The organism is Bartonella sp. W8151 (genome assembly GCF_016100385.1).
In the GTDB taxonomy this organism is placed as follows: domain Bacteria; phylum Pseudomonadota; class Alphaproteobacteria; order Rhizobiales; family Rhizobiaceae; genus Bartonella; species Bartonella apis.
The window spans coordinates 103555-126253 of sequence record NZ_JACFSO010000001.1; the positions used below are offsets into that span (position 1 = coordinate 103555).

At 46.0% G+C, this 22699-nt stretch carries 21 protein-coding genes and 1 pseudogene; 3 read left to right on the top strand and 19 right to left on the bottom strand.

The features are described 5' to 3' along the window. Window positions 1-271: 271 nt before the first annotated feature. Window positions 272-451, bottom strand: a complete 180-nt coding sequence (gene rpmF / locus H3V14_RS00510) for a 50S ribosomal protein L32 (RefSeq protein ID WP_075869347.1) — start codon at window positions 449-451, stop codon at window positions 272-274. 329 nt (window positions 452-780) lie between these two features. Continuing rightward, a complete protein-coding gene (gene mtgA / locus H3V14_RS00515; RefSeq protein WP_198214556.1) occupies window positions 781-1452 on the bottom strand; it encodes a monofunctional biosynthetic peptidoglycan transglycosylase in 672 nt (223 codons plus the stop codon). A gap of 157 nt (window positions 1453-1609) precedes the next feature. Between mtgA and H3V14_RS00520 the strand changes: the two genes are divergently transcribed. Together H3V14_RS00520 and H3V14_RS00525 are read left to right on the top strand one after the other, a co-directional pair. Continuing rightward, window positions 1610-2512: a polyprenyl synthetase family protein gene (locus tag H3V14_RS00520; protein WP_198226048.1), complete on the top strand. Its 903-nt coding sequence runs from the start codon at window positions 1610-1612 to the stop codon at window positions 2510-2512. 211 nt (window positions 2513-2723) lie between these two features. Further along, window positions 2724-3302: a YigZ family protein gene (locus tag H3V14_RS00525; RefSeq protein ID WP_198226049.1), complete on the top strand. Its 579-nt coding sequence runs from the start codon at window positions 2724-2726 to the stop codon at window positions 3300-3302. A gap of 450 nt (window positions 3303-3752) precedes the next feature. Here H3V14_RS00525 and ispG read toward each other — a convergent pair whose 3' ends face one another. After that, complete coding sequence (ispG, locus tag H3V14_RS00530) at window positions 3753-4988, bottom strand: flavodoxin-dependent (E)-4-hydroxy-3-methylbut-2-enyl-diphosphate synthase (protein WP_198226050.1); 1236 nt, start codon at window positions 4986-4988, stop codon at window positions 3753-3755. Between the two features lie 411 nt (window positions 4989-5399). Here ispG and H3V14_RS00535 point away from each other — a divergent pair, with 411 nt between their 5' ends. Then, complete coding sequence (locus H3V14_RS00535) at window positions 5400-5690, top strand: hypothetical protein (RefSeq protein WP_198226051.1); 291 nt, start codon at window positions 5400-5402, stop codon at window positions 5688-5690. Window positions 5691-5933: 243 nt separating this feature from the next. Here the strand turns inward: H3V14_RS00535 and H3V14_RS00540 are convergent, their stop codons facing one another. From H3V14_RS00540 to H3V14_RS00615, 16 genes and pseudogenes are all read right to left on the bottom strand, one after another. Beyond that, window positions 5934-7052: a branched-chain amino acid ABC transporter substrate-binding protein gene (locus H3V14_RS00540; protein ID WP_198226052.1), complete on the bottom strand. Its 1119-nt coding sequence runs from the start codon at window positions 7050-7052 to the stop codon at window positions 5934-5936. Between the two features lie 76 nt (window positions 7053-7128). Then, complete coding sequence (locus H3V14_RS00545) at window positions 7129-7476, bottom strand: DUF6867 family protein (RefSeq protein ID WP_075869353.1); 348 nt, start codon at window positions 7474-7476, stop codon at window positions 7129-7131. 49 nt (window positions 7477-7525) lie between these two features. After that, entirely contained in the window at window positions 7526-8260 is a 735-nt protein-coding gene (locus H3V14_RS00550) for an ABC transporter ATP-binding protein (RefSeq protein ID WP_075869354.1), read from the bottom strand. Between the two features lie 112 nt (window positions 8261-8372). Beyond that, window positions 8373-9174 (bottom strand): annotated as a pseudogene (locus H3V14_RS00555) (ABC transporter ATP-binding protein); the annotation flags it as partial. After that, window positions 9174-10733, bottom strand: a complete 1560-nt coding sequence (gene livM / locus H3V14_RS00560) for a high-affinity branched-chain amino acid ABC transporter permease LivM (protein WP_075869355.1) — start codon at window positions 10731-10733, stop codon at window positions 9174-9176. The gene livM and the pseudogene H3V14_RS00555, both read right to left, overlap by 1 nt. Window positions 10734-10742: 9 nt before the next feature. Continuing rightward, the gene (locus H3V14_RS00565; RefSeq protein WP_198226054.1) at window positions 10743-11651 is read right to left on the bottom strand and encodes a branched-chain amino acid ABC transporter permease; all 909 of its coding nucleotides are present in this window, start codon (window positions 11649-11651) and stop codon (window positions 10743-10745) included. A 170-nt stretch (window positions 11652-11821) separates the two neighbouring features. Continuing rightward, window positions 11822-12838 carry an HlyD family secretion protein gene (locus H3V14_RS00570; protein WP_075869357.1) on the bottom strand — a complete coding sequence of 339 codons (1017 nt, stop codon included), beginning with the start codon at window positions 12836-12838 and terminating at the stop codon, window positions 11822-11824. 34 nt (window positions 12839-12872) lie between these two features. Further along, the gene (locus H3V14_RS00575) at window positions 12873-14522 is read right to left on the bottom strand and encodes an MFS transporter (protein ID WP_198226055.1); all 1650 of its coding nucleotides are present in this window, start codon (window positions 14520-14522) and stop codon (window positions 12873-12875) included. Then, window positions 14519-14962 carry a MarR family winged helix-turn-helix transcriptional regulator gene (locus H3V14_RS00580; protein ID WP_198214475.1) on the bottom strand — a complete coding sequence of 148 codons (444 nt, stop codon included), beginning with the start codon at window positions 14960-14962 and terminating at the stop codon, window positions 14519-14521. The genes H3V14_RS00575 and H3V14_RS00580 overlap by 4 nt, the downstream gene beginning before the upstream one ends. Window positions 14963-16081: 1119 nt before the next feature. After that, window positions 16082-16486, bottom strand: a complete 405-nt coding sequence (locus H3V14_RS00585; protein ID WP_075869362.1) for a F0F1 ATP synthase subunit epsilon — start codon at window positions 16484-16486, stop codon at window positions 16082-16084. A 163-nt stretch (window positions 16487-16649) separates the two neighbouring features. After that, window positions 16650-18263 (bottom strand): F0F1 ATP synthase subunit beta, encoded by a 1614-nt coding sequence (gene atpD / locus H3V14_RS00590; RefSeq protein ID WP_075869363.1) that lies wholly within the window; start codon window positions 18261-18263, stop codon window positions 16650-16652. Between the two features lie 18 nt (window positions 18264-18281). After that, window positions 18282-19169: a F0F1 ATP synthase subunit gamma gene (locus tag H3V14_RS00595; RefSeq protein WP_075869364.1), complete on the bottom strand. Its 888-nt coding sequence runs from the start codon at window positions 19167-19169 to the stop codon at window positions 18282-18284. 20 nt (window positions 19170-19189) lie between these two features. Further along, on the bottom strand, window positions 19190-20719 hold the full coding sequence (atpA, locus tag H3V14_RS00600; RefSeq protein ID WP_075913856.1) for a F0F1 ATP synthase subunit alpha: 1530 nt from the start codon (window positions 20717-20719) through the stop codon (window positions 19190-19192). Then, a complete protein-coding gene (locus H3V14_RS00605) occupies window positions 20719-21294 on the bottom strand; it encodes a F0F1 ATP synthase subunit delta (protein WP_198226056.1) in 576 nt (191 codons plus the stop codon). Before H3V14_RS00605 ends, atpA begins: the two co-directional genes overlap by 1 nt. Before the next feature lie 196 nt (window positions 21295-21490). Further along, window positions 21491-21883: a DUF4345 family protein gene (locus H3V14_RS00610; protein ID WP_198226057.1), complete on the bottom strand. Its 393-nt coding sequence runs from the start codon at window positions 21881-21883 to the stop codon at window positions 21491-21493. A 110-nt stretch (window positions 21884-21993) separates the two neighbouring features. Further along, window positions 21994-22632 carry a hypothetical protein gene (locus H3V14_RS00615; protein WP_198226058.1) on the bottom strand — a complete coding sequence of 213 codons (639 nt, stop codon included), beginning with the start codon at window positions 22630-22632 and terminating at the stop codon, window positions 21994-21996. Window positions 22633-22699 lie beyond the last annotated feature (67 nt).

Below are 22699 nucleotides of genomic sequence, written 5' to 3' on the forward strand. Positions count from 1 at the left end.
TAACTTCAGTCAAGACTGAAATAAAATAACATAAGACGAACACCGGCTACCGGACGATTTTTACCGGAAAGCCTTTATGATTAATCCGGATAGCCATGACTTGGCGACGCTATCAATAACATTTGAAGCCACTCGAATAATAAAGCTTCACAAAAACCGGTTACAGAAATTTTCACAAAACCGGCTCACCGCAATCGTAAAAATTTTTGCATAATCCGGACACAAAAAAACCGGCCAATAGACCGGTTTTTCTTTAAATTCAAAAAAGACTTCAGTCTTTCGGTGTCAAAACCTGACGGCCACGATACATACCGGTTTTAAGATCGATATGATGCGGGCGGCGAAGCTCACCGGAAGTTTTGTCTTCAACATAGGTCGGAGCCTTGAGGGCATCGGCAGAACGACGCATACCGCGCTTTGACGGGGTCGTTTTTCGTTTAGGTACAGCCATGGAAATATACTCCAAATTTGCTTAAAACGTATCTGCCACCATAACCCGAAGCTATATCGGCAGACAAAATAATAGAAGGTTTGGCGTGCCTATACACTGATTATCAGGCTTTGACCAGACTGAAATCAGCATTTTTTATGAAATAGGCCGATATTGTGCCCATTATGAGCGGAAAAATTTTAAAATAAACGGTTCAGTCATAATTTTTTTAAAAATTATAAATGCCACTCTGCCACGTGAAAACGACACGACTGATCGCACCGACTCAAAGCACCATCCGGCTTTTTGTTTTTAAGCAAACTTCCCTTTAATTTTTACAAACCCTGCCTTTATTCATGCAAACATTGCGTGTAAGTACCCGCTTGCTGCAAGCGTTTTTCGATCAACCGTCCAAGTCTTGTCATATTCATCGAAGGGCGTGCAGGGTTACGCAATTTCGGATTGGGCAATGTTACTGCAAGGTAGATGGCCTGCCTTTGCGTGAGATTTTTTGCCGAACGTTTAAAAAAATGTCGGGAAGCAGCTTCTGCACCATAAATACCGGGACCCCATTCTGCAATATTGAGATAAATTTCCATAATCCGCCGTTTTGACAAAAAAGCATCGGCGACTGTGGCATAAGGAATCTCGAGACCTTTTCGAAGGTAAGACCGACCATGCCACAAAAACAAATTCTTCACCATTTGCATAGTAACAGTCGACGCACCTCTTTTTGGCCCGCCATCGCGCGTTATAACTGTTTTTAAAGCACCCCAGTCGACGCCATTATGAAAACAAAATTGCCCGTCCTCCGACATAATCACCGCATTAACAAGATGGGGGGAAATATCTTCGATAGGCGTCCACTGACGTTCATAAGGTGTCTGAGTGATTTTATCACGCAACATCAAGGTCGAAAGCGGGTGAATAAAAGGCAGCTTATAAAGAAGCATCATTAAAAACGGCAAAGCTAGCAAAAACACCAATATGTAAAGCGTCAAGCGCAGTTTTCCTGAACGCATTTTATCAGAGCGGATTTGCCGATTTTCGCTTTCAATCAACAATTATGCCTCGTTTAATAAACAACCTTCGTTTATATCAATAGTGTCAAACTCATAAGCGTTGACGGCGACGTTGGAATGTTTCATTTCCATCTTGCAAAGATCAGAGGAATTCTCAATGGAAGATTTTACCAATTTACTTGCCAAAAATGCCCGCCAGATTGGTGAAATGCTGGATGCAAAACTTTCTAATCATATCGAGTCCGGAGAAATTGCTCGCCCACCACGTCTTCTCGCTGCAATGCGGCATGGTGTTTTGAATGGTGGCAAGAGATTGCGGCCTTTTCTTGTTATCGAGACAGCGCGACTTTTTGATGCCAATATCGAAGCGGCACGATGCGTTGGCGCAGCACTTGAAGCAATCCATTGCTATTCATTGATACACGATGATTTACCGGCCATGGATAATGATGATTTGCGACGTGGCAAGCCCACTGTCCACAAAGCATTTGACGAAGCGACAGCGATACTTGCCGGTGACGCATTATTGACAATTGCTTTTGATTTTCTTTCCGACGAAAAACTCGAGCTTGATGCAAAAATCCGGCTTCAACTGATAAACGGTCTTACCCGTAGTGCCGGTCTTGGTGGCATGGTTGGCGGGCAAGTACTCGACCTCGAAGCGGAGACGAAAAAACCTGATGAAAGCGGCATTATCACATTGGAAGCGATGAAAACCGGTGCACTTATCCGCTATGCCTGTGAAGCCGGTGCTATGCTTTCCAATGCAACCCGAGAAGATCGCGAAAGACTTTCCGAATTCGGCGCGGCAATCGGCCTTGCTTTCCAGCTTGCCGACGATGTCCTTGACGTGACTTCTGATACCAATGCACTCGGCAAGACGGCCGGCAAAGATATTGCAGCCAATAAAGCAACTTTGGTAGCCCTGCACGGTGTCGATTGGGCAAAACACCAACTGGAAGGCCTGATGGAACAGGCTGATAGCCTGCTTGAACCATTCGGAAACAAGGCCGATATCTTAAGGGCGACAGCAAGATTTGTCATAAAACGGAAGAATTGAAAGGTGAACAAAAGAATTGACAAGGGGAAAAACTGACGGGACGGGAAAAGTGGCCTGAAAGGAAGCTATTGACAACGAAACATTTGCCAGAACGACATTCGTCTTTCGCAAACGATTTGTCATTTTAAACGCTAAAAAGCCCAACGTTTTGAAAACGCCAAATTTGTCGATATACCCACTTCGTCAAGACTAGCGACTTTGGAAAATACTCATGGCCTTTACCATTGCTTCTGCAACCGAGCTTATGGAAGAAATTAAAAAAAGCCGTTTTTTAACGCGTGCTTTTCCGATCAATTCCGTAACCGAAGCCGAAGCAATAATTGAAACGATCCGCAAAGAAGAAGCAACACATCACTGCTATGCGTGGAAATTCCATTTAAATTACCGCTTCAATGATGATGGTGAACCGACAGGGACTGCCGGTAAACCGATACTTAATGCCATTGAAGGCAGAGACTGCGATTGTGTTCTCGTTATTGTTACGCGCTGGTTCGGAGGGGTAAAACTTGGCACTGGTGGCCTTGTTCGTGCTTATGGGGGCAGTGCAGCAAGAGCGCTCCAAAAGGCCGAACTTGTCGAACTTGTTGATTGGCAGATTTTGACTTTTCACTGCCCCTTCAATCTTTTGCCCATTATCGAAAACGAAGTTCAAAATTTCCTTGCGCAAATTGAAAACCGGCATTTTGACGATAAAGGATGTAGACTAACACTCCGTTTGCCAAAAGCTGAACGACAAAACTTTATTGACCGGATAAAAGACCTGAGCAGCGGAAAAATTCTGATTGAGTGAGAAAACTCCTGCTCAGACAAATCTTTATAGAAGCTTTTGCCGAAGACAAGATTTCCGCCAATGTGGCTTCAACCTTTTGTCCGGTTTCACTCAATCGAAGAAAAACCTATCAGAAAACACTTTGAAAAATGATTGCTTCCGCTTGAAGGACAACCGTTCCGATCCTTCTGCAATCTGCCCCTGATCTGTTTCATTTCTGTTTTATGGGGAAAGATATCCTCTGAAGTGAAACAACGCTTTGAACACGGGTTAAACCTTTAAACACTTCAAAGCTTTCGCAATCCTGCAGTAAGGCCACAGGAATTTTTTGAAGTTTTCCGGTGGCAACTGAAAAGCACAGATACACGTTACTTGTGTAAAACCACGAGAGCAAAACGCGCCATTCAAAACTGCAGGCTTATTTCAAGAGCCAATTTTATCGCTTTGGTTTTTAAATTATCGAAGACAAACCTATTTGAAACGCTCTTCGATATATTCTGCTACCATTTGCTCGAATTCAGCCGCAATATTCGCGCCACGTAATGTCTTGACCTTTTTACCCTCAATGAAAACCGGTGCAGCCGGCATCTCGCCAGTACCTGGAAGTGAAATACCGATATCGGCATGTTTCGATTCCCCCGGTCCATTAACAATACAACCCATGACCGCAACATTGAGTGCTTCCACACCAGGATATTTTTTCCGCCAGACAGGCATGTTTTTGCGAATATCACCCTGAATTTTCTGTGCAAGTTCCTGAAACACCGTAGAAGTGGTGCGCCCGCAACCGGGGCAAGCAGCAACAGTGGGTATAAATTGCCTGAATCCCATGACCTGCAAAAGTTCTTCTGCAACCTGCACTTCGCGGCGGCGATCGCCACCCGGTTCGGGTGTCAAAGAAATGCGAATAGTATCGCCAATCCCCTGTTCAAGCAAAATGCCAAGAGCTGCCGACGATGCAACAATGCCCTTCGTTCCCATACCGGCTTCGGTGAGCCCCAGATGAAGAGCATAATCGCAGCGCTCGGCCAACATGGTATAGACCGCAACGAGATCCTGTACCTGACTGACTTTTGCCGACAGAATAATTTTATCCCGTCCAAGGCCGATTTCTTCAGCAAGATGCGCAGAAATAAGTGCAGACTGCACCACCGCTTCATGCATGACTTCGTCGGTTGAAAGCGGCCCCCCTTTTTCAGCATTCTCATCCATCAGACGCGTAAGCAATTCCTGATCAAGCGAACCCCAGTTTACGCCGATCCGGACCGGCTTGTCATAGCGAATTGCAAATTCGATAATTTCACTGAATTGTTTGTCACGTTTTTCGCGAAACCCGACATTGCCCGGATTGATGCGGTATTTTGCCAAGGCTTTCGCACAGTCGGGAAATTCGGCCAACAATTTATGGCCGATATAATGAAAATCGCCGATGAGCGGAACTCCAATGCCAAGTTTGTCGAGCCGCTCCCTTATTCTTGGCACAGCGGCTGCCGATTCATCACGATCGACAGTAATGCGTACGAGCTCCGAGCCTGCCTTGGCAAGCGCTGCAACCTGCGCAACTGTTGCATCAACATCTGCCGTATCCGTATTGGTCATTGATTGCACGACAACCGGATTATTCCCCCCCACCATGACACCGCCAACATTGACGGCAACAGACTTGCGGCGAGGAAACGGTTTGGAAAAATATTGGTGCTTGGTCATTTTCGGATAGTGTCTCTTTTATTGTCTGATCGACATAAATGCATCAATTGTTATAGCTATTATAATGATATTTTCCCAACCGGAAATTAAAAAAGCTTTTCACTTTTTCGAGTCGACAATCCATGTTCACAATTCAGGCTCGCAACGCAGGCGCGCAATCAAGATTCGATCGTATGATCGGCGTGAGAACTGGACAACAAAAGAATTAAACCTCCACCCGATATTTCTATAAACTTTCTGACAATCAATCTTTTGCCGCGAATTAAAAACCGGTTTCACCTAAAAATCGTCAGCTGACAAAACATCTTTGGTACTGGAAGGAATTTTTCTGCGCATTATCTATTCTACTATATGGTGTAGTTACAGCCTTGTGTTCGACTTATACGGGGCTTCTAGCGCAAGGAAAAAACAATGTTTAATCTTCTCAACAGCAGCGATGCAAAAGAAAAAATTGAAAAACGCATTCAGGATCTTAAAAGTGAAATCCAATCACTTACCCAATCACTTACAAAAGGCGACGGTTTCCTTGAAAATACCGGTGAAATTGCCGAAACCATAAAAGACAAAGGCCGTCAGGCATTTGATGTTGTCGGTGAGCAAGCTCACTACATCACACGGCAGACAAAGAACTATCCGAAGACCGCATTGGCTGTGGTTGGCGTTTTGGGACTGGCAGCTTATTTTTTGTTACGCCGCAAATAACGGACTAGTTTTAAAAGCTTCCAATATGCATTCACGCGGAAAAAACCGCTGAACGCAAGTTTTTTAAAATCCGCAAAATGAGGTTTTACATCGTTTTGCAAATATCCGGTCAATCGATAGAATTGAAAATTGCAATAGAGTTAAAAATTGATTGACTGATAAAAATAAAAAGCGCGTCAGACGCGCTTTTCATTTTCCTTCAAAACCGGAATGAGCCTTTTATTTGCCCGGTCACCCTCTTCTTCAGTCTTTGACTTCCGAATAATTATAGCTTCCGTCCGGAGCCTTGTACCAGCGGTTCATAACGAAACCACCTTCCTTCGGATCTCCCTTCTCGGTGAAGTCCAAAGGTCCGAGAACGGTTTTGAATGGCCCTTTTGTTTTCAGGTATTGAGCCACTTTTTGCGGATTTTGTCCTTCGGCAGTAATGCCTTCGGCCATAAGCTGCACAACTGCATAGGAATAAAGTGTGAATGCTTCCGGTTCAAATCCATTCGCCCGGAAAGATTTTACCAATTCCTCATTGTCCTTATTGCCACGCGGATCGGCGTTAAACGTATTCATGACGCCGATAACGGCATCTTGCGCCGTTGCCGCAAGTTCGTTGCTGGCAAAGGCATCCCCACCGATATAGACAGGTTTAACTTTCTGTTCCGTCATTTGGCGCAACATCAATCCGGCCGGCGTATAAAGCCCGCCAAAATAGACAACATTTGCGCCACTTTGCTTCATTTTTGCAATAATGGCCGAAAAATCTTTGTCCTCCACATTAACGCCGTCAAAGCTCAATTCGGTAACGCCAAGCTTGTTCAGCGTCTTTTTAACCTCTTCGGCAATTCCTATGCCATAAGCGGTTTTATCATGTATAATCATGACTTTCGGATCAGGGACATGTTTCTTTATGAATTCACCGGCAAATGAACCTTGCTGGTCATCGCGTCCGCAAACGCGAAACTGCATCGGATATCCCGATTCGGTCAATTTAGGATTGGTAACACCGGCTGAAATTGCCAGCATGCCGTTTTCATCGTAAACCGTTGCAGCCGGAAGAGCAGCACCCGAATTATAGTGGGCTACAACAAATTGCACGCCGTCACCGGCAAGTTTGTTGGCACCCGAAACAGCTTGTTTGGGGTCTGACGCATCATCGACAATTTCAATGACCAGTTTTTCTCCCTTGATTCCGCCCTTGTCATTGATATTTTTGACGGCCATCTCGGCCCCATGTTGAATCTGTGCCCCGATTGCCGCACTCGGTCCGGTAGCCGGAATTGCAACGCCGATTTTGATATCAGCCCAGGCACTATTCATGAATGCGCCAAGACCAATTGCTGCAACTGTTGCCAATAATGCCTTCTTCATATTCGTTCTCCTCTTTTTTTCTTCACCAGTTGTAAAACATCTAAAGTATTTTTTCCAGACAACATAGAAGAAATTGTTATTTCTTGTGCCAGGTAAAAGGTGAAGATTTCTTGTAAAGCCAACTATATTGGCGAACCATCTGGTTCGTCCTCGTAAACTGGAAACCGAGGCTTGCGAAAATCAACAAAACGACAAGATCGACAAGATAATAGTGAAGCGACAATAATGTGCCGTTAAAAGGCGGAATATAATGGATAAAACGGATAGCTGCGGCAAGCGGAACCATTGAAATCAGAGCGACTTTCAATCCGTGCCACGTCAGCGCGCAAGCACGCCCCGTCATCCACGCTGCCCAGCCACCGAGGATTAAAGTCACCAGAACAAAGACAAAAAGTGAAGACTCTTCATAAAGGATACCTTGCATTTTTTCTCCCTAAAGCTTCAAACACCCACAACAGTTTTGAAGATCCTGATTAATGTCGACCACCTTCAAGATAGGCTGCCCTAACTTTCGGATTGGCCAGAAGTTCTGCACCGGTTCCGCTCATTGTAACAACACCGTTCACAAGAACATAGCCGCGATGGGCAAGTTTCAATGCCCCAAAAGCGTTTTGTTCAACCAGAAAAACGGTCAAACCGGTTTCCTCGTTCAGAACTTTGATAGCATCGAATATCTGTTTGACGATCAAAGGTGCCAAGCCCAGCGAGGGTTCATCAAGTAACAATAGCCGCGGACGCGACATCAGGGCGCGCGCTATAGCAAGCATTTGCTGTTCACCACCGGACAATGTACCGCCACGTTGCTGCAAACGTTCTTTCAGGCGCGGGAATAGCGTAAACATTTTCTCGACATCCTCATCAAAATATTTGAGGTTATCAATGCTTGCACCCATTTGCAGGTTTTCGAGGACGGTCATACGCGGAAAAATTCGCCGCCCTTCCGGTGACTGGGCAATACGTAATCGCGCAATTTCGTGCGTTTCCATATAGGTAATGTCATGACCATCAAAGAATATACGACCTGACCTTACGCGCGGTTTGCCGAATATGGTCATCATCAATGTCGATTTACCGGCACCATTGGCACCAATAAGAGTGACAATCTCGCCTTGCCGGACTTCGACACTGACACCACGCAAAGCTTGAATGGCACCATAATAGGTTTCAATATTTTCGACTTTAAGAAGTGCTGGTGCCTCGCTACTCATGAACGCTTGTCCTCTTGCTCCTTAACATCGGCAGAAATAATTTCCGTTCCGGATATTTCGACCGAACTTGAAACAACTTCGTCCGGAAGACCCGCTTCGGAGGTTTCATCATCCTCGTCAACGCCGAGATAGGCTGCAATCACTTTCGGATCGTTCTTGACCATTTCGGGCGTTCCGTCAGCAATTTTCGATCCGTATTCGAGAACAACAACATGATCGGATATTTCCATTACTACCGACATGTCATGCTCGATAAGCAACACCGACGTATGCTCCACATCCCGTATATTCAAAAGAAGATCGTTAAGTTCAAGCGATTCTTTCGGGTTGAGGCCGGCAGCCGGTTCATCAAGACATAAAAGTTGCGGATCGGTACACATTGCGCGCGCAATCTCGAGACGTCTTTGATCACCATAAGGAAGATCTCCGGCCGGATCATCGGCGCGATGGACAAGATTTATTTTTTCAAGCCAGGTTTCGGCCTTTTTGATCGCCTCTTTGGCAGCCCGCTTATAAGACGGAAGACCGAATAGACCAAGCACAGTCATTCCGGAAGCGCGCATCAATTCATTATGCTGGGCAACAAGCAGATTTTCGAGAACGGTCAAACCGGTGAACAAACGTATATTCTGGAAAGTACGTGCAACTTTTGCTTTCTTGGTGATTTCGTAATCGGCAAGCCGTTCCAACAAAAAGGTTTTCCCCCCCTTTGCGTGAAGAGAAAGCATCCCTCCGGTCGGCCGATAAAAACCGGTAATACAGTTAAAAACAGTTGTTTTACCTGCACCGTTCGGTCCGATCAAAGCCGTAATTTTTCCCCGCTCGACATTGAAGCTCAAATCATCAACGGCGACGAGGCCACCAAATTGCATCCTGAGGTGCTCGATTTGGAGAAGGGTATTATCGTCAGCCATCAGCCGTTTCCTTCTTTGGTAAAATCGCCTGAAACAGCTTTCTTCACTTTCAGAAAAGCACTCGGCTCACGTTTTCCGACAAAGCCGCGCGGCTTCCAGACCATAACAAACACCATAGCAAGACCGAACCATAACATGCGATATTGTGGTGGGTCGAAATCAGGACCAAATATCATTTGCAAAGCCGGAACATCACGAAGCAGTTCCGTACCACCAATCATGACAGCAGCAGCAACAGCGATCCCGCCGAGTGACCCCATGCCACCCAGAACAACAATTGCCAGAATAATGGCCGATTCATCAAAAATGAAACTGGTATAATCGGCGCGCCCCTGTCTTGCCGCAAAAAATGCTCCTGCGAATCCGCCGAACATGGCGCCGATAGAAAATGCTGTCAATTTCGTCGTGACAGTATTGATACCAAGTGACCGGCAGGCAATTTCATCTTCCCGCAGGGCTTCCCATGCACGCCCGATAGGCAGACGGCGCAACCTCATAACGACCCAGGCGGTTATCACAACCATGACAAGAATGACGTAATAGAGGAAAATTTTATAATGGGCGGCCTGAAAATTTAATCCGAAGAGTGCGGCAAATCCACCTTCGCCCCTTGTGAAGGGAATGCCGAAAAAGGTTGCCTTTTGAACCGACAGGCCAGCAGCACCGCCGGTAACCGGTGTCCAGTTTTGCAAGATTGTGCGGATGATTTCACCGAAAGCCAAAGTGACGATCGCAAGGTAATCACCACGCAGTCTTAATACAGGAAAACCGAGCATCATTCCCCAAAGAGCTGCAAAAATACCGGCCAGAGGCAAACACAGCCAGAATGAAAACCCGAAATGATTGCCGAGAAGCGCAACCGTATAGGCACCCACTGCATAAAAAGCGACGTATCCCAAATCAAGCAAGCCGGCGAGGCCGACCACAATATTGAGCCCCCAAGCGAGCATGACGTAAATCAATATCTGGATCGCATAATTGTCGATCCATTTTTGTGACTGGGCGAGATTATCAACGAGAAAGGTCGTGACAAAAAACGGATATACAAGCAACAAGGCGAGAATGCACCCAGGAGCATATTTCTGAAAACCCGGCGTTACTTCCCTTACCGTTATTCTGATCGCTTGCTGGAGACCTTTGGCATAAAGAAAAACAATGGCAAGCAGTACAAAAACAACAACAACAATTCCGGCAATCAATAGCTGATGGGCTTGAGCCGACAAATTATAGGTCGATTGCGCCGTGGCTTCTTCGTAATAAAGCCATGCACGATAGGCAATAAACAATATGACAGAAGGGACAAGCGCAAAAACTGCCCCTTTTGTACCACCACCGAAAAGGCACCATGTAAAACGCCCGACACCGGCAATGATTACATAATTGATGAGATAACCGATTTGTGGAGTCAGCGTCATCTCGTTTCTTAAATTGAGATCAGCCCTGAAACCGACGATAAAGGCGAAGAGCAAAAACGCGATGAAAGCCGTGACGACACCTTCGCGACAAGCGCGTTTGATGTCGACTCTTCCGGCGTTTGGCAAGGAATTTATCTGGTTCATAACCGCAGTCTAGACCTTTTCAACTTCGGGCCGTCCAAGAATACCGGATGGCATAAACACAAGAACGATTGCAAGAATGAGAAAGACTGCGACGTCTTTATATTCAGGAGGAAAATAGGTTTGCCATAAGGCTTCGGTCAAACCGATAAGGAGACCGCCTAAAACAGCACCGGGCAAAGAACCAATTCCACCAAGAACTGCTGCAGTAAAGGCCTTGATGCCGGGAATAAAACCGTCTGCAAAATGGATCTGGCCGTAATTCATCAGATAAAGTGTGCCTGCAATTGCTGCAAGGGCTGCCCCCATAATGAAGGTCACCGAAATAATCCGATCCACGTTGATTCCCAAAAGAGCCGCCATTTTACCATCCTGCTCGACCGCGCGTTGGGCACGTCCGAGAGGTGTTTTGCTGACAATATGCGAAAAAATGAAAAGCAGAACTGCGGTCACCACAACAACAAGAATCTGCTTGTTCAAAACAAAAATATCTGTTCCGGGGATTACAAAACCGCCACTGATCATTTCAGGAATAGGCTTGTTACGTGGGCCCTGCTCGACCTGAACAAAATTACGCAAAACAAAAGACATTCCGATAGCTGTGATCAATGGTGCAAGACGAAAAGAGCCGCGCAACGGCCGATAGGCAACCCGTTCAATGACCCAAGCCCAGACAGATGTGAAAATCATTGAAACAATCAGCATGATAAGCAGTGCCAAGGCAATAGGTACCGCCGCAGGCAATGTCAGCAACATCATGAAAACGATCATTGCAATAAAGGCGCCGATCATGAAAACATCACCATGAGCAAAATTGATCATGCCCAAAATGCCATAAACCATGGTGTAGCCAATAGCGATCAGCCCATAAATAGCTCCCAGAGCAACTCCGTTTATCAGTTGCTGAAAAAAATAATCCATTGAGTGTGTGTCCCCTATGTTATTTTTCTGATTTCACAATACCAACTGTCAAGCTGAAAGCAAATGGCAGGAATACGAATTAACGCAATCGTGCGCGCTTTCATAGCATTTTTTAATTTTTCTAAAGTTTTCAATCAATGAATCTATGGAATGTGCTTCAATGTGGCATATTATTTCTTATCTTTTACCGGATCGACAGATGTATCGACGTGAGGAATAACCGACATGCCGGGGATCAGCCGGTCGATATATTTCTGGTCGGGATCAACCTCGATGCGGACAGGAATACGCTGGGCAACCTTGGTGAAATTTCCTGTAGCATTATCCGGTTTCAAAACCGCAAATTCCGAACCGGCAGCCGGTGAAAAACGGACAACATGCCCCTTCATTTTGTATCCGTCCAAAGCGTCAACCGAAAACACCACAGGTTGGCCGATTTTCATATTGGCGCATTGCGTTTCCTTGTAATTGGCGACAATCCAGACATCATCGGGGACGACGGCCAGAAGCTGGGTTCCGGCTGTGACATATTGGCCAAGTTTGGCACCCACTTCACCAACCCGTCCATCGCGTGGAGAATAGATTTTGGTATGATCAAGATCTATTTTTGCAAGTTCGACGGCCGCTTCGGCGCTTTCAACATCGGCTTTCAAACCTTCCCGATCAACAAGGATTTTTTTCAAAGCTTGCACTCTGACTTCCAGTTCCGCACTTTTCTGGTCACGGTCGGCACGGGCAGAATCTTCGCTGCTTTGCGATGACACGCCTCGTTGCGTTAATGGTTCGACGCGTTTCCAATTGAGTTCCGATTTGGTGAAGGCTGCTTCTGCCGAACGTATATCGGCCTTTGCCGATTCCTCCTGTTGGTAGGAGCTTGCAAGCGCTGCCTTTTTGGAATCGAGTACTGCTACCGCCTGTTCGACCCTTTGTTTAAAAATACGATCTTCTATTTCGATAAGAAGCTCACCTTCTTTGACACGCTCGTAATCTTTGATTTTCACGCTTGATATATTGCCGGCTACTTGCGGGCTGATCATCGTTACGAAACCTTTGACGTAGGCATTATCTGTGGTTTCGATACTGCTGATAAAAGGCGGCAATTGCCATGCCCATAATATCAACAATATCCCGCAAATACCGGCAATAATGGAAACAGCCGTCGCTTTGGAACGTAAATATCGTATCATTCTAATTCATCCGCATTTTCGTGCCCGAGCTTTATCAGGCTGGTTGTGTCGATAATTGGGCCTTTTTGTCACGCATTGTTTTAAATCCCCGCAACGCCATTCTGATCAGCAACATCACCAGAACAACGAGAGCGATGCAGGAATAAAGGCGGAACACATCATTATAAGCCAACACATTGGCCTCGAGTGTCGATCTTCTTGCCAGTTCGGCCAAGCCTTCACCATGTAACAGAACCGGATCATTGATAACGTGTCCGTAAGCTTGAGAAAGCTTATCAACATTAGCTGCCACAATCGGATTGCTCATAACACTTTGCTGGGTCAGAATATTGGAATGGTATTTTTCGAATACGATTTGCAAGCTGCCAAAAAAGGCCGAGCTCATTAGCCCGCCCGTATTTTGGGTAAACAGGAATACCGCAATAAAACTCAAAATATATTGGGGACCTCTGGCAATTGCTGTTGCCAACCCCTTCGACATTGACGGAGGCAAAAATAATGCATAGCCCACACCGATCATGCCCTGACTTAAAATCATCTGGTCGGGCCTCGTAAGATTGGTTGCATGACTATCCATAAACGAACCGGCGGCAAGCAGAATAAGCGCGATGACGTGAAACAGGTCCTCTCGACCCGGCTTGAAAAATATTGCGCAGGCAAGTCCCCCGAGAACGGTTCCGACAACGACTCCTGCGTGCATCACTTCCATTTCGCGGTTGAGAAGGCCGAACAAATTGAAAAAGTTCGATGCCAATGTTGCTTGTTCCGAAAGCAGAATCCTGAACATCAGGAGAACGATTGCAATGTGCAACATTTCCTTGCTGAATAGCCAACGCAAATCAATCAACGGATTTTTGCGATTGAGCTCGATAACGGCCGCCGCCATAAGGCAGAAAACCGCAATCGCCAACCACCAGCCCATCCAAGAAACATCGCGCCACCAGTATAATTTACCGACCGGCATAATGGCTGCATTGATACCGAGACCGATGGCAATCAAGCCGAAGCTCAAATAATCTATTTTTTCGATGACTTTGGCTCTTTTGATCGGCGTTAGCGGCAAATAGAAAATGCATCCGAAACCGATGAGAGCGAGCCCCATTTCCAAAGCAAATAATGCATGGAAGCCTGCGTGATCAATTAATGCCGGCGAAACCAGTCTCGATAGTGGTACGGCAAGGGCAATATTCATCAAATTGAGGCTCAAGCCGACTGTGCGCTTCTTGGCCGGAGCAAATGCTTCGATCATATAGAAAAAAGCGAGCGACGACATCGGTGCCGCTGCAATACCAGCAAAGAAACGGATTATAATGGCTGATTGCAGGCTTGTTACAAACAAATGCAATATACAGGTTAATAAAAAGCCGATGATCGACAACTCGGCAAAAAGCCGCAAGCCGTACTGGTTACGAATTTTGATAAGAAAAATAGCAAGACTGACATTGGGAGCCATATAGGCGCCGACAAGCCATGTCGTTTCTTCGACGGTGGCGTGGAAAAATCCTGTCAACTGGGTAATATTGGATTGCACCATATTGGCGCCAAGTCCATATACCCATTGCAGAAGACTTGCCGCAAAAATATAAATCAGACACCGGTGGATAGGACCAGCGAAAATTTTGCCAGGCTTCGGAAACGGCGGTTCCCGTTCGTCATCGGGAAGTGGCAGAACGCCCGTACTCATATGCGTCCTTCTTTCCCGACAGCGTCGGCTATGTGCTCAAGAACATCCATCGCCTCTTTGACACTCGTTTCCCGAATATCCGACATCACTGTTTCACTGAGTTCGGCTGCATAAGCTTCTATCCCCTCGACAAGTTTTCTTCCCTTTGGCGTCAAGGTAACCCGTTTGGCACGCCGGTCATCTTCAGCAACATTTCTTATGACCAAGCCCTGCTCTTCCAATGCATCGATAAGTCGGACCAATGTCGCATGTTCTATGCCCAATTCTTCAGCCAGGTTTTTTTGAAAAAAATCGTCCTGATCTTTCAATGCTGACAAGGTCAATGCACGTGCCAAAGTCAAACCGTGATCACGAATGCGCGTATCCAGCAGATTTCTCAATTTTCGGCTCACTTTGAATAGCAAATCGATAAACAGCACTGATTGAGTTGCGTTTTTCATTATCTTTTCCGGAGAATTTAGGTAGGATGCTAATGATTATGATGCGACATATATAAGTCTAAAATAACATTCGCAATTCACTTCCTTATTGCTCACAAAGGGTTGAACCGGTTTTTGAAAGCTGATTGCAACCGCCATTCACATGGAACGCAGTTGTTCTCATTCATCGGTTAGGGATTTTTATTTGTTCGATGCCGGAAACCGGCTCTCGTTATTCAAGCACTGATTGTGGCATTTGTTGGTCAATAATTGAAAAAGGAAAAATAAATAATCTTACGTTGTTTCTGTCACATAATATTCTGCTGTTTTCACAACGCGGAATAAAGTGCCTCGCCTTTCCGCAACATCGGTTGAACAAATAGACAATCGTCTGCAGAATTCAGCCGCATCAATGAATCGAATACTATATAGCCTGCTCTTACAATTCAGGTGACAGCACATCTTGAAATGGCATTTCCCTAATTCGTTGATGAAGTTCTGCTTGAATTACCAGCAGGAGGTCAAGGCGCAACATCTGGTTTCTGCTTATTCCAATGTACAACCGACAATCTCAAGCGGCTGTTGAAAAACTATGACAAAAATCCGATTTCTCCAATTCGAGATTCGATTTTGCTTCAATGTACAAAAATATATCAAAGTGAATTCTTTTTTAGGAAAAACGAACGGCCTGTTGATGATAAGCTCCGCCGGCTACAATTTTTCCGAGAATGCACTGTCTGCACCGACGGCAAATTGTTTTGTTGAATGCAACTGAATTCGCGCTTTTCGTTCGTCGAAAGCCGCCGATGCGTGAGGTTGTCAATAACAGTTTATATCACAATCGCAATTTGTCGATTAACGGTTTTCTTCTTCGCTATTCACATTGCCCTTCCGCCCTCAAAAAAGAATCAAGGAAGTTTTGAAAGCGGAGAAATGATGCCAAACAAAACAAAATGTCCCACGTAGATATCCGGCTATTTGTAAGCTGACATAGCAAAAAGAGAGATAGGTTCGGAGATAGAATTTGATTCCGGAAATATTGGCGTCTTAGAAAAATCGTGAACGTATGATGCGCAAAGGGGCGCAATCGGACAATGCCGGAAAAAAGTAAAATGACAATTGTTAAATAGCGCCGAATGATCAGATCGTCGATATAACGTTTTCGACAGATGTCAATTGATGGAGGAAGTCTTCTGCTTTATTGCGCGCTTCGTCGTTTTCTGCCTCGTTAAAGACATCTCGCGCTTCATTGATACGACGTTCCAAGTCTTGTTCATCGAATTTTTCAAGTGAAACAGCGGACTCGGCGAGTAACGAACAACCATGCCTGTTAATATCGGCAAAACCGCCATAGACAACAAAAGACATTTGACCGGTTGCCGTTTTTACCGTGATGACCCCCGGAGTTACCGAAGTCATAACAGGTGAATGATCCGGAAGAATGGTCATATAACCTTCACTGCCCGGCAAAACAACTTCCTGTGCTTGTTCCGAAAGCAGCAATTGTTCTGGAGAAACCAGCTCAAATAAAAATGATTTAGCCATATCTTTCGTCACCTTACCCTAACGACAAACAGTAAAATCCGCAAAGTCCTTAAAGACCGGAAGATTTCAAACTATTTGCAGTGCAAAAACATATTTTCCCACGCGGGCAAAGCACTGCAAACGGTTCTGCCGCCAATATAAAAGGCGACAGAACCAATTTTTATTACGAAACTTGCTCGGCAAGACGCTGAGCTTTTTCAACAGCCTCTTCAATCGAGCCAACCATATAGAAGGCTGATTCCGGAAGATAATCATATTCGCCAGCACAAAGGCCTTTAAAGCCCTTGATCGTATCTTCAAGAGGAACAAGCTTGCCCGGAGCACCTGTGAACACTTCTGCAACATGGAATGGCTGAGACAGGAAACGTTCGATCTTGCGGGCACGTGCGACAACAAGCTTATCTTCTTCCGAGAGCTCGTCCATACCGAGAATGGCGATAATATCCTGCAACGATTTGTAGCGTTGCAAAATCGTTTGCACCTGGCGAGCAACATTATAGTGTTCTTCACCGACAACCAGTGGATCAAGCATACGAGACGAGGAATCCAACGGGTCGACAGCAGGATAAATGCCTTTTTCAGCAATGGAGCGCGACAAAACAGTTGTTGCATCCAAGTGGGCAAATGATGTTGCCGGAGCCGGATCGGTCAAATCGTCGGCAGGAACGTAAATCGCCTGAACAGACGTAATAGACCCCTTGTTGGTCGTTGTAATACGTTCCTGCAAAGCACCCATATCGGTAGCCAAAGTCGGCTGATAGCCCACGGCCGAAGGAATGCGGCCCAGAAGAGCAGAAACCTCGGAACCTGCCTGAGTAAAGCGGAAAATATTATCTACGAAGAACAGAACATCCTGACCGTCATCACGGAAGCTTTCAGCAACCGTCAAGCCTGAAAGTGCTACACGGGCACGAGCTCCCGGTGATTCGTTCATCTGTCCATAGACCAGAGCGCATTTTGAGCCTTTTGCAGATCCGCCATGTTCTTTCGGATCAACATTCACGTGACTCTCGATCATTTCGTGGTAAAGGTCATTGCCTTCACGGGTACGTTCACCGACACCGGCAAAAACCGAATAACCGCCATGTGCCTTGGCGATGTTGTTGATGAGCTCCATAATAAGAACTGTTTTACCAACACCGGCACCACCGAACAGACCGACTTTACCGCCTTTTGAATAAGGTGCGAGAAGATCAACCACCTTGATTCCGGTAACCAGAATTTCCGATTCTGTCGACTGATCGACATAAGCGGGAGCCGGTTGGTGAATCGCACGGATTTTGTCGGATTTAATCGGTCCGACTTCGTCAACCGGTTCACCGATAACATTCATGATGCGGCCGAGCGTTGCTTCGCCGACCGGAACCGAAATAGGAGCGCCGGTATCAACGACTTCTTGTCCGCGAACCAGACCGTCGGTTGTATCCATCGCAATTGTGCGAACTGTATTCTCGCCAAGGTGTTGGGCAACTTCAAGAACCAGCCGATGACCAAGATTGGCTGTTTCCAAAGCATTCAGAATCTTCGGCAAATGACCATCGAACTGAACATCGACAACAGCACCGATAATCTGCGTGATATGCCCGACAACGCCTTTTGTTGTATCAAGCTTATAGGTACCTTTATTTTCACCAGCAGATGCCGACTTCGTATCCGCGTGCGGAGCTGCCGTTTTGGCTGAAGCTTTCGAGGCTGCCGGTTTGGCAGCAGCTTTTGCTGTTACTTTCTTTTCCGCAGCCTTTGTGGCTGCCGTCTTTGAGGTCGCCGCTTTTGCCATCGATCCTTACCTTCCATATTAGAGCGCTTCTGCGCCCGCAATAATTTCTATCAGTTCTGTCGTGATCTGAGCCTGACGTTGACGGTTATATGTGACCGACAGTTTATTGATCATCTCACCGGCGTTGCGCGTTGCATTATCCATCGCGCTCATCTTGGCGCCCATCTCACCTGCTCCGTTTTCTAACAGAGCCCGAAAAATTTGCACTCCGATGTTACGGGGGATAAGCGTGGTCAGAATTGTTGCCGCATCCGGTTCATAAGCATAGACCGCAGGAACAACTTTCTGGTTCTGGATGTCTTCATCCTCTTCGTCTTTCGGAGCCGGAATGAGCTGTTGGGAGGTCGGTTGTTGATTGATAACCGACACAAACTCGGAATAGAACAAAGTGCAGACGTCAAATTCGCCTTTTTTGAACATTTCGATAACTTTATCAGCAACATTCTTGGCGTGCGAATATTTGAGGTGCTTTGCTTCGCGCAAGCTCACATGGTCAACAATAAAGCGACCATAATCGCGGTGCAAAATATCGAAACCTTTTTTTCCCACAGTCAGAATTTTTACAGTTTTGCCCTGAACCTGAAGCAGCTTGATATGTTCTATCGCATGACGGGCAATCTGGGAATTGAACCCGCCACAAAGACCGCGTTCTGCGGTGCAAACGATAAGAAGGTGAACGTCGTCTTTGCCGGTCCCAACCATTAGTTTGGGTGCATCTTCTGCTCCAATATGTGAAGCGAGATCGGCAAGCACCGCGGCCATACGTTGCGCATACGGACGCGCTGCTTCTGCTGCCTCTTCGGCGCGACGCAGCTTTGCCGCAGCGACCATTTGCATCGCACGGGTAATTTTCTGCGTCGCCTTAACCGAGGCAATACGATCTCTAAGATCTTTTAGCGAAGCCATTAAACCGTCCCATCATTAGGTCAAGAAAAATTCTTGGAATAAGCTTGCAAAATGCTTGTCAGCTTATTTTTAAGCTCGTCGGTCAATTTTTGCTCTTTACGAATACCGTCTAGAACATCCTTGTGGTCGGTCCGCATCAGCGCCAAAAGTCCCTGTTCGAACTTGCTGACCTGATTGACCGCCAGCTTGTCGAGATAACCATTCACACCGGCAAAAATAACAGCAACCTGTTCTTCTGTCTTCAATGGCGAGAATTGCGGTTGTTTCAACAGTTCGGTCAATCGTGCACCACGATTGAGCAAACGCTGCGTTGAAGCATCAAGATCGGAACCGAACTGGGCAAACGCCGCCATTTCGCGATATTGTGCGAGTTCGCCCTTGATCGAACCTGCTACCTGCTTCATTGCCTTGATCTGGGCTGCAGAGCCAACACGCGAAACCGACAAACCGACATTCACTGCCGGGCGGATACCTTGATAGAACAGATTTGTTTCAAGAAATATCTGACCATCTGTAATAGAAATAACGTTGGTCGGAATATAGGCAGAAACATCATTGGCCTGTGTTTCAATGACAGGAAGTGCTGTCAACGATCCGGCACCGTGGGCATCGTTCATCTTGGCTGCGCGTTCAAGCAAACGGGAGTGCAGATAGAAGACATCGCCCGGATAAGCTTCACGCCCCGGCGGACGGCGAAGCAACAATGACATTTGACGATAGGCAACCGCCTGTTTCGACAGGTCGTCATAACCGATCAAAGCATGCATACCGTTGTCACGGAAATATTCACCGATTGCACAACCGGCAAATGGTGCAATAAATTGCATCGGAGCCGGTTCGGAAGCAGTCGCAGCAACAATGATCGAATAATCAAGTGCACCGCGTTCTTCCAACGCTTTTACAAAGCGGGCAACAGTCGAACGTTTCTGTCCGACGGCGACATAAACGCAATAAAGTTTGTCTTTTTCAATATTCTGGTCATGTGCGGGCTTCTGGTTGAGAAATGTATCAAGCAGAATAGCAGTCTTACCCGTCTGACGGTCACCGATCACCAATTCACGCTGTCCGCGCCCGATAGGAATGAGAGCGTCGATAGCCTTAAGACCTGTCGACATCGGTTCGTGAACCGATTTACGTGGGATAATGCCCGGCGCCTTTACATCGACACGGCGACGTTCTTTGGCATTGATCGGACCCTTGCCATCAATCGGATTGCCCAAAGCATCGACAACACGACCGAGAAGTTCCGGACCAACGGGAACATCAACAATTGTTTTCGTACGCTTGACTGTATCGCCTTCACAAATATCACGATCGGAGCCGAAAATAACAACACCGACATTATCTCTCTCGAGGTTGAGCGCCATGCCACGCACACCACCAGGAAATTCGACCATTTCACCGGCCTGAACATTATCCAAGCCATAAACACGGGCGATACCGTCACCCACAGACAGAACCTGGCCAACTTCGGAAACTTCGGCCTCTTTACCGAAATTTTCGATTTGACTCTTCAGGATTTTAGATATTTCCGACGGTTTAATATCCATCAGCCGACCTCTTTCAGTGCAAGCTTAAGCGAAGACAATTTCGATGACAGTGACGTATCGATCTGACGCGAACCGAGTCGGACGATAAGGCCACCCAATATATCCGGATTAACAGTTGTACGCAGGCTGACATCTTTGCCTGCCACTGCTTTCAATGTTGCTTTCAGCTCTTTTTCCTGAGCTGAACTCAATTTCTGTGCCGAAACAACTTCCGCCGATATTTCCCCGCGGAATTTTGCGGCAAGACCACGAAAGGCAGAAACAATGGCCGGCAATAAAAAAAGCCGCCTATTCGATGCAACAACACATAAAAAATTGGCGACGTAACGACTGGCGGTATTTTTGCCCATTCCTGCTTCTTTACATAAAGCAGCTACCGCTTTTTCCTGTTCGACTGACGAAAAAACGGGGCTGAAAACCAGACGTTTCAAATCGCTATTTGATTCGATCGATGAAAGACATGAAGACAGTTCTTTTTCTACTGCATCGACACACTTGGATTCATGTGCCAGATCAAAAAGTGATGTAGCATAACGCTCGGCTACTGCAGATGTTAGCGAAGACGATTTTGACACTCTATCCTGTCTTTCCCCTTAGCAGAGAGTTGACTTGAAAAACCCGCCAACCCGGTAATGCCAGATAACTTTTTACGTTGCCGGTATATAACCGCTATTCAAATATTAAAAGTTGATAGGCATCTAGCATACACAATTGCGACTCGCAACACCGCAACAGGCTGCTTTTTAAAACTACGCCTTATTTTTTTAATATTTAAGCTACAAAACCGAAAGCATAAACAAAACTAGCTATTGAAAACACTATTTCGATCGATAGCGCAATGACATTAAAGCCAGAAAAGCTTTTGTCAATTATAAATGAGGCAAGCCGTCCGACGAGAGCGAAAAATGCTGCCAAAAATAGCGCGACGGCTAAAAAAGGTTGTGCAAACAATAAATAACCGATTCCTATTCCGAGCGGAACACCCCCCATATTTCCCCGTACGGCTGCAAGCAATGATGCTGATTCTTGTTGAGGATAGGTCCAGAACATACGCATAGCGACTTTCGGCCAGAAAAAATAGAATATGCCGATAAACACGAACCCCCATGCCACGAGCCATGCAATCCATTCTCCGCAACTTTGGGGAAAGTAAAGTTCAATCATGATTACCCACCATCAGATCCTCTAAAGGCCGAATTTCGCACACGTTTAAAAAAAGCATATATGATAATTCTATATGCATGCTTTCCTGCAAAAGAAAATAGGAACGGATATTATTGGGCAGGAGAGGTTATAAAATTTTCTTCTCCCCCCGGATCTTTCAGGCAGTTGTCTTGCAACATTTTCCCGATGTCCTGAGGCACGGATTTTATTTTTGCAGTATTGGTTTCCTTGAAAGTATCAAATGCCGAAGAAGCGACAGTATCTCCGGTTTCGATCAATGCCTTATCCATCAAGGCGTCATTGGCTTCCATGCGCACCTCCACCACTTCGGCAGAAAGATCAAGTGCACGGGCCGTTTCCATCATATCACGGCGTTGGCTTAAAGTTGTTGTCATGCGACTCGCAGCCGGGCCCGGTTCAGCTTTTCCGTTGATACTCAATCCCTTCTCAAGCTGATAAACCTCTTTCAAAATATGATCATATTGCTGGACAATATTCATATAGACCCATTGTTTGGCTTTGTTTGTCGGTTTTTTACAGACTTTCATCATGCTGTTAGCCGGTTCCTCAATCATCGGCATAAACACTTTGTCCGATTCTTTGAGCATACTATAGGCAAAGACAAAAACTGTAACATCGGCACTTTTTTTATTGTTCTGGCTGTCGTGGCCGATAACTTCGGAAACGGATTGAGAAAAAACCGGACTTATCGAAAACAATAACGCCGATAACACCAATAAAAAACGCATCGTTACGATCCTCTGGATACGATTTGCCAACGCATCAGCTTAAAATTTTTCCAACCGATACCATTTC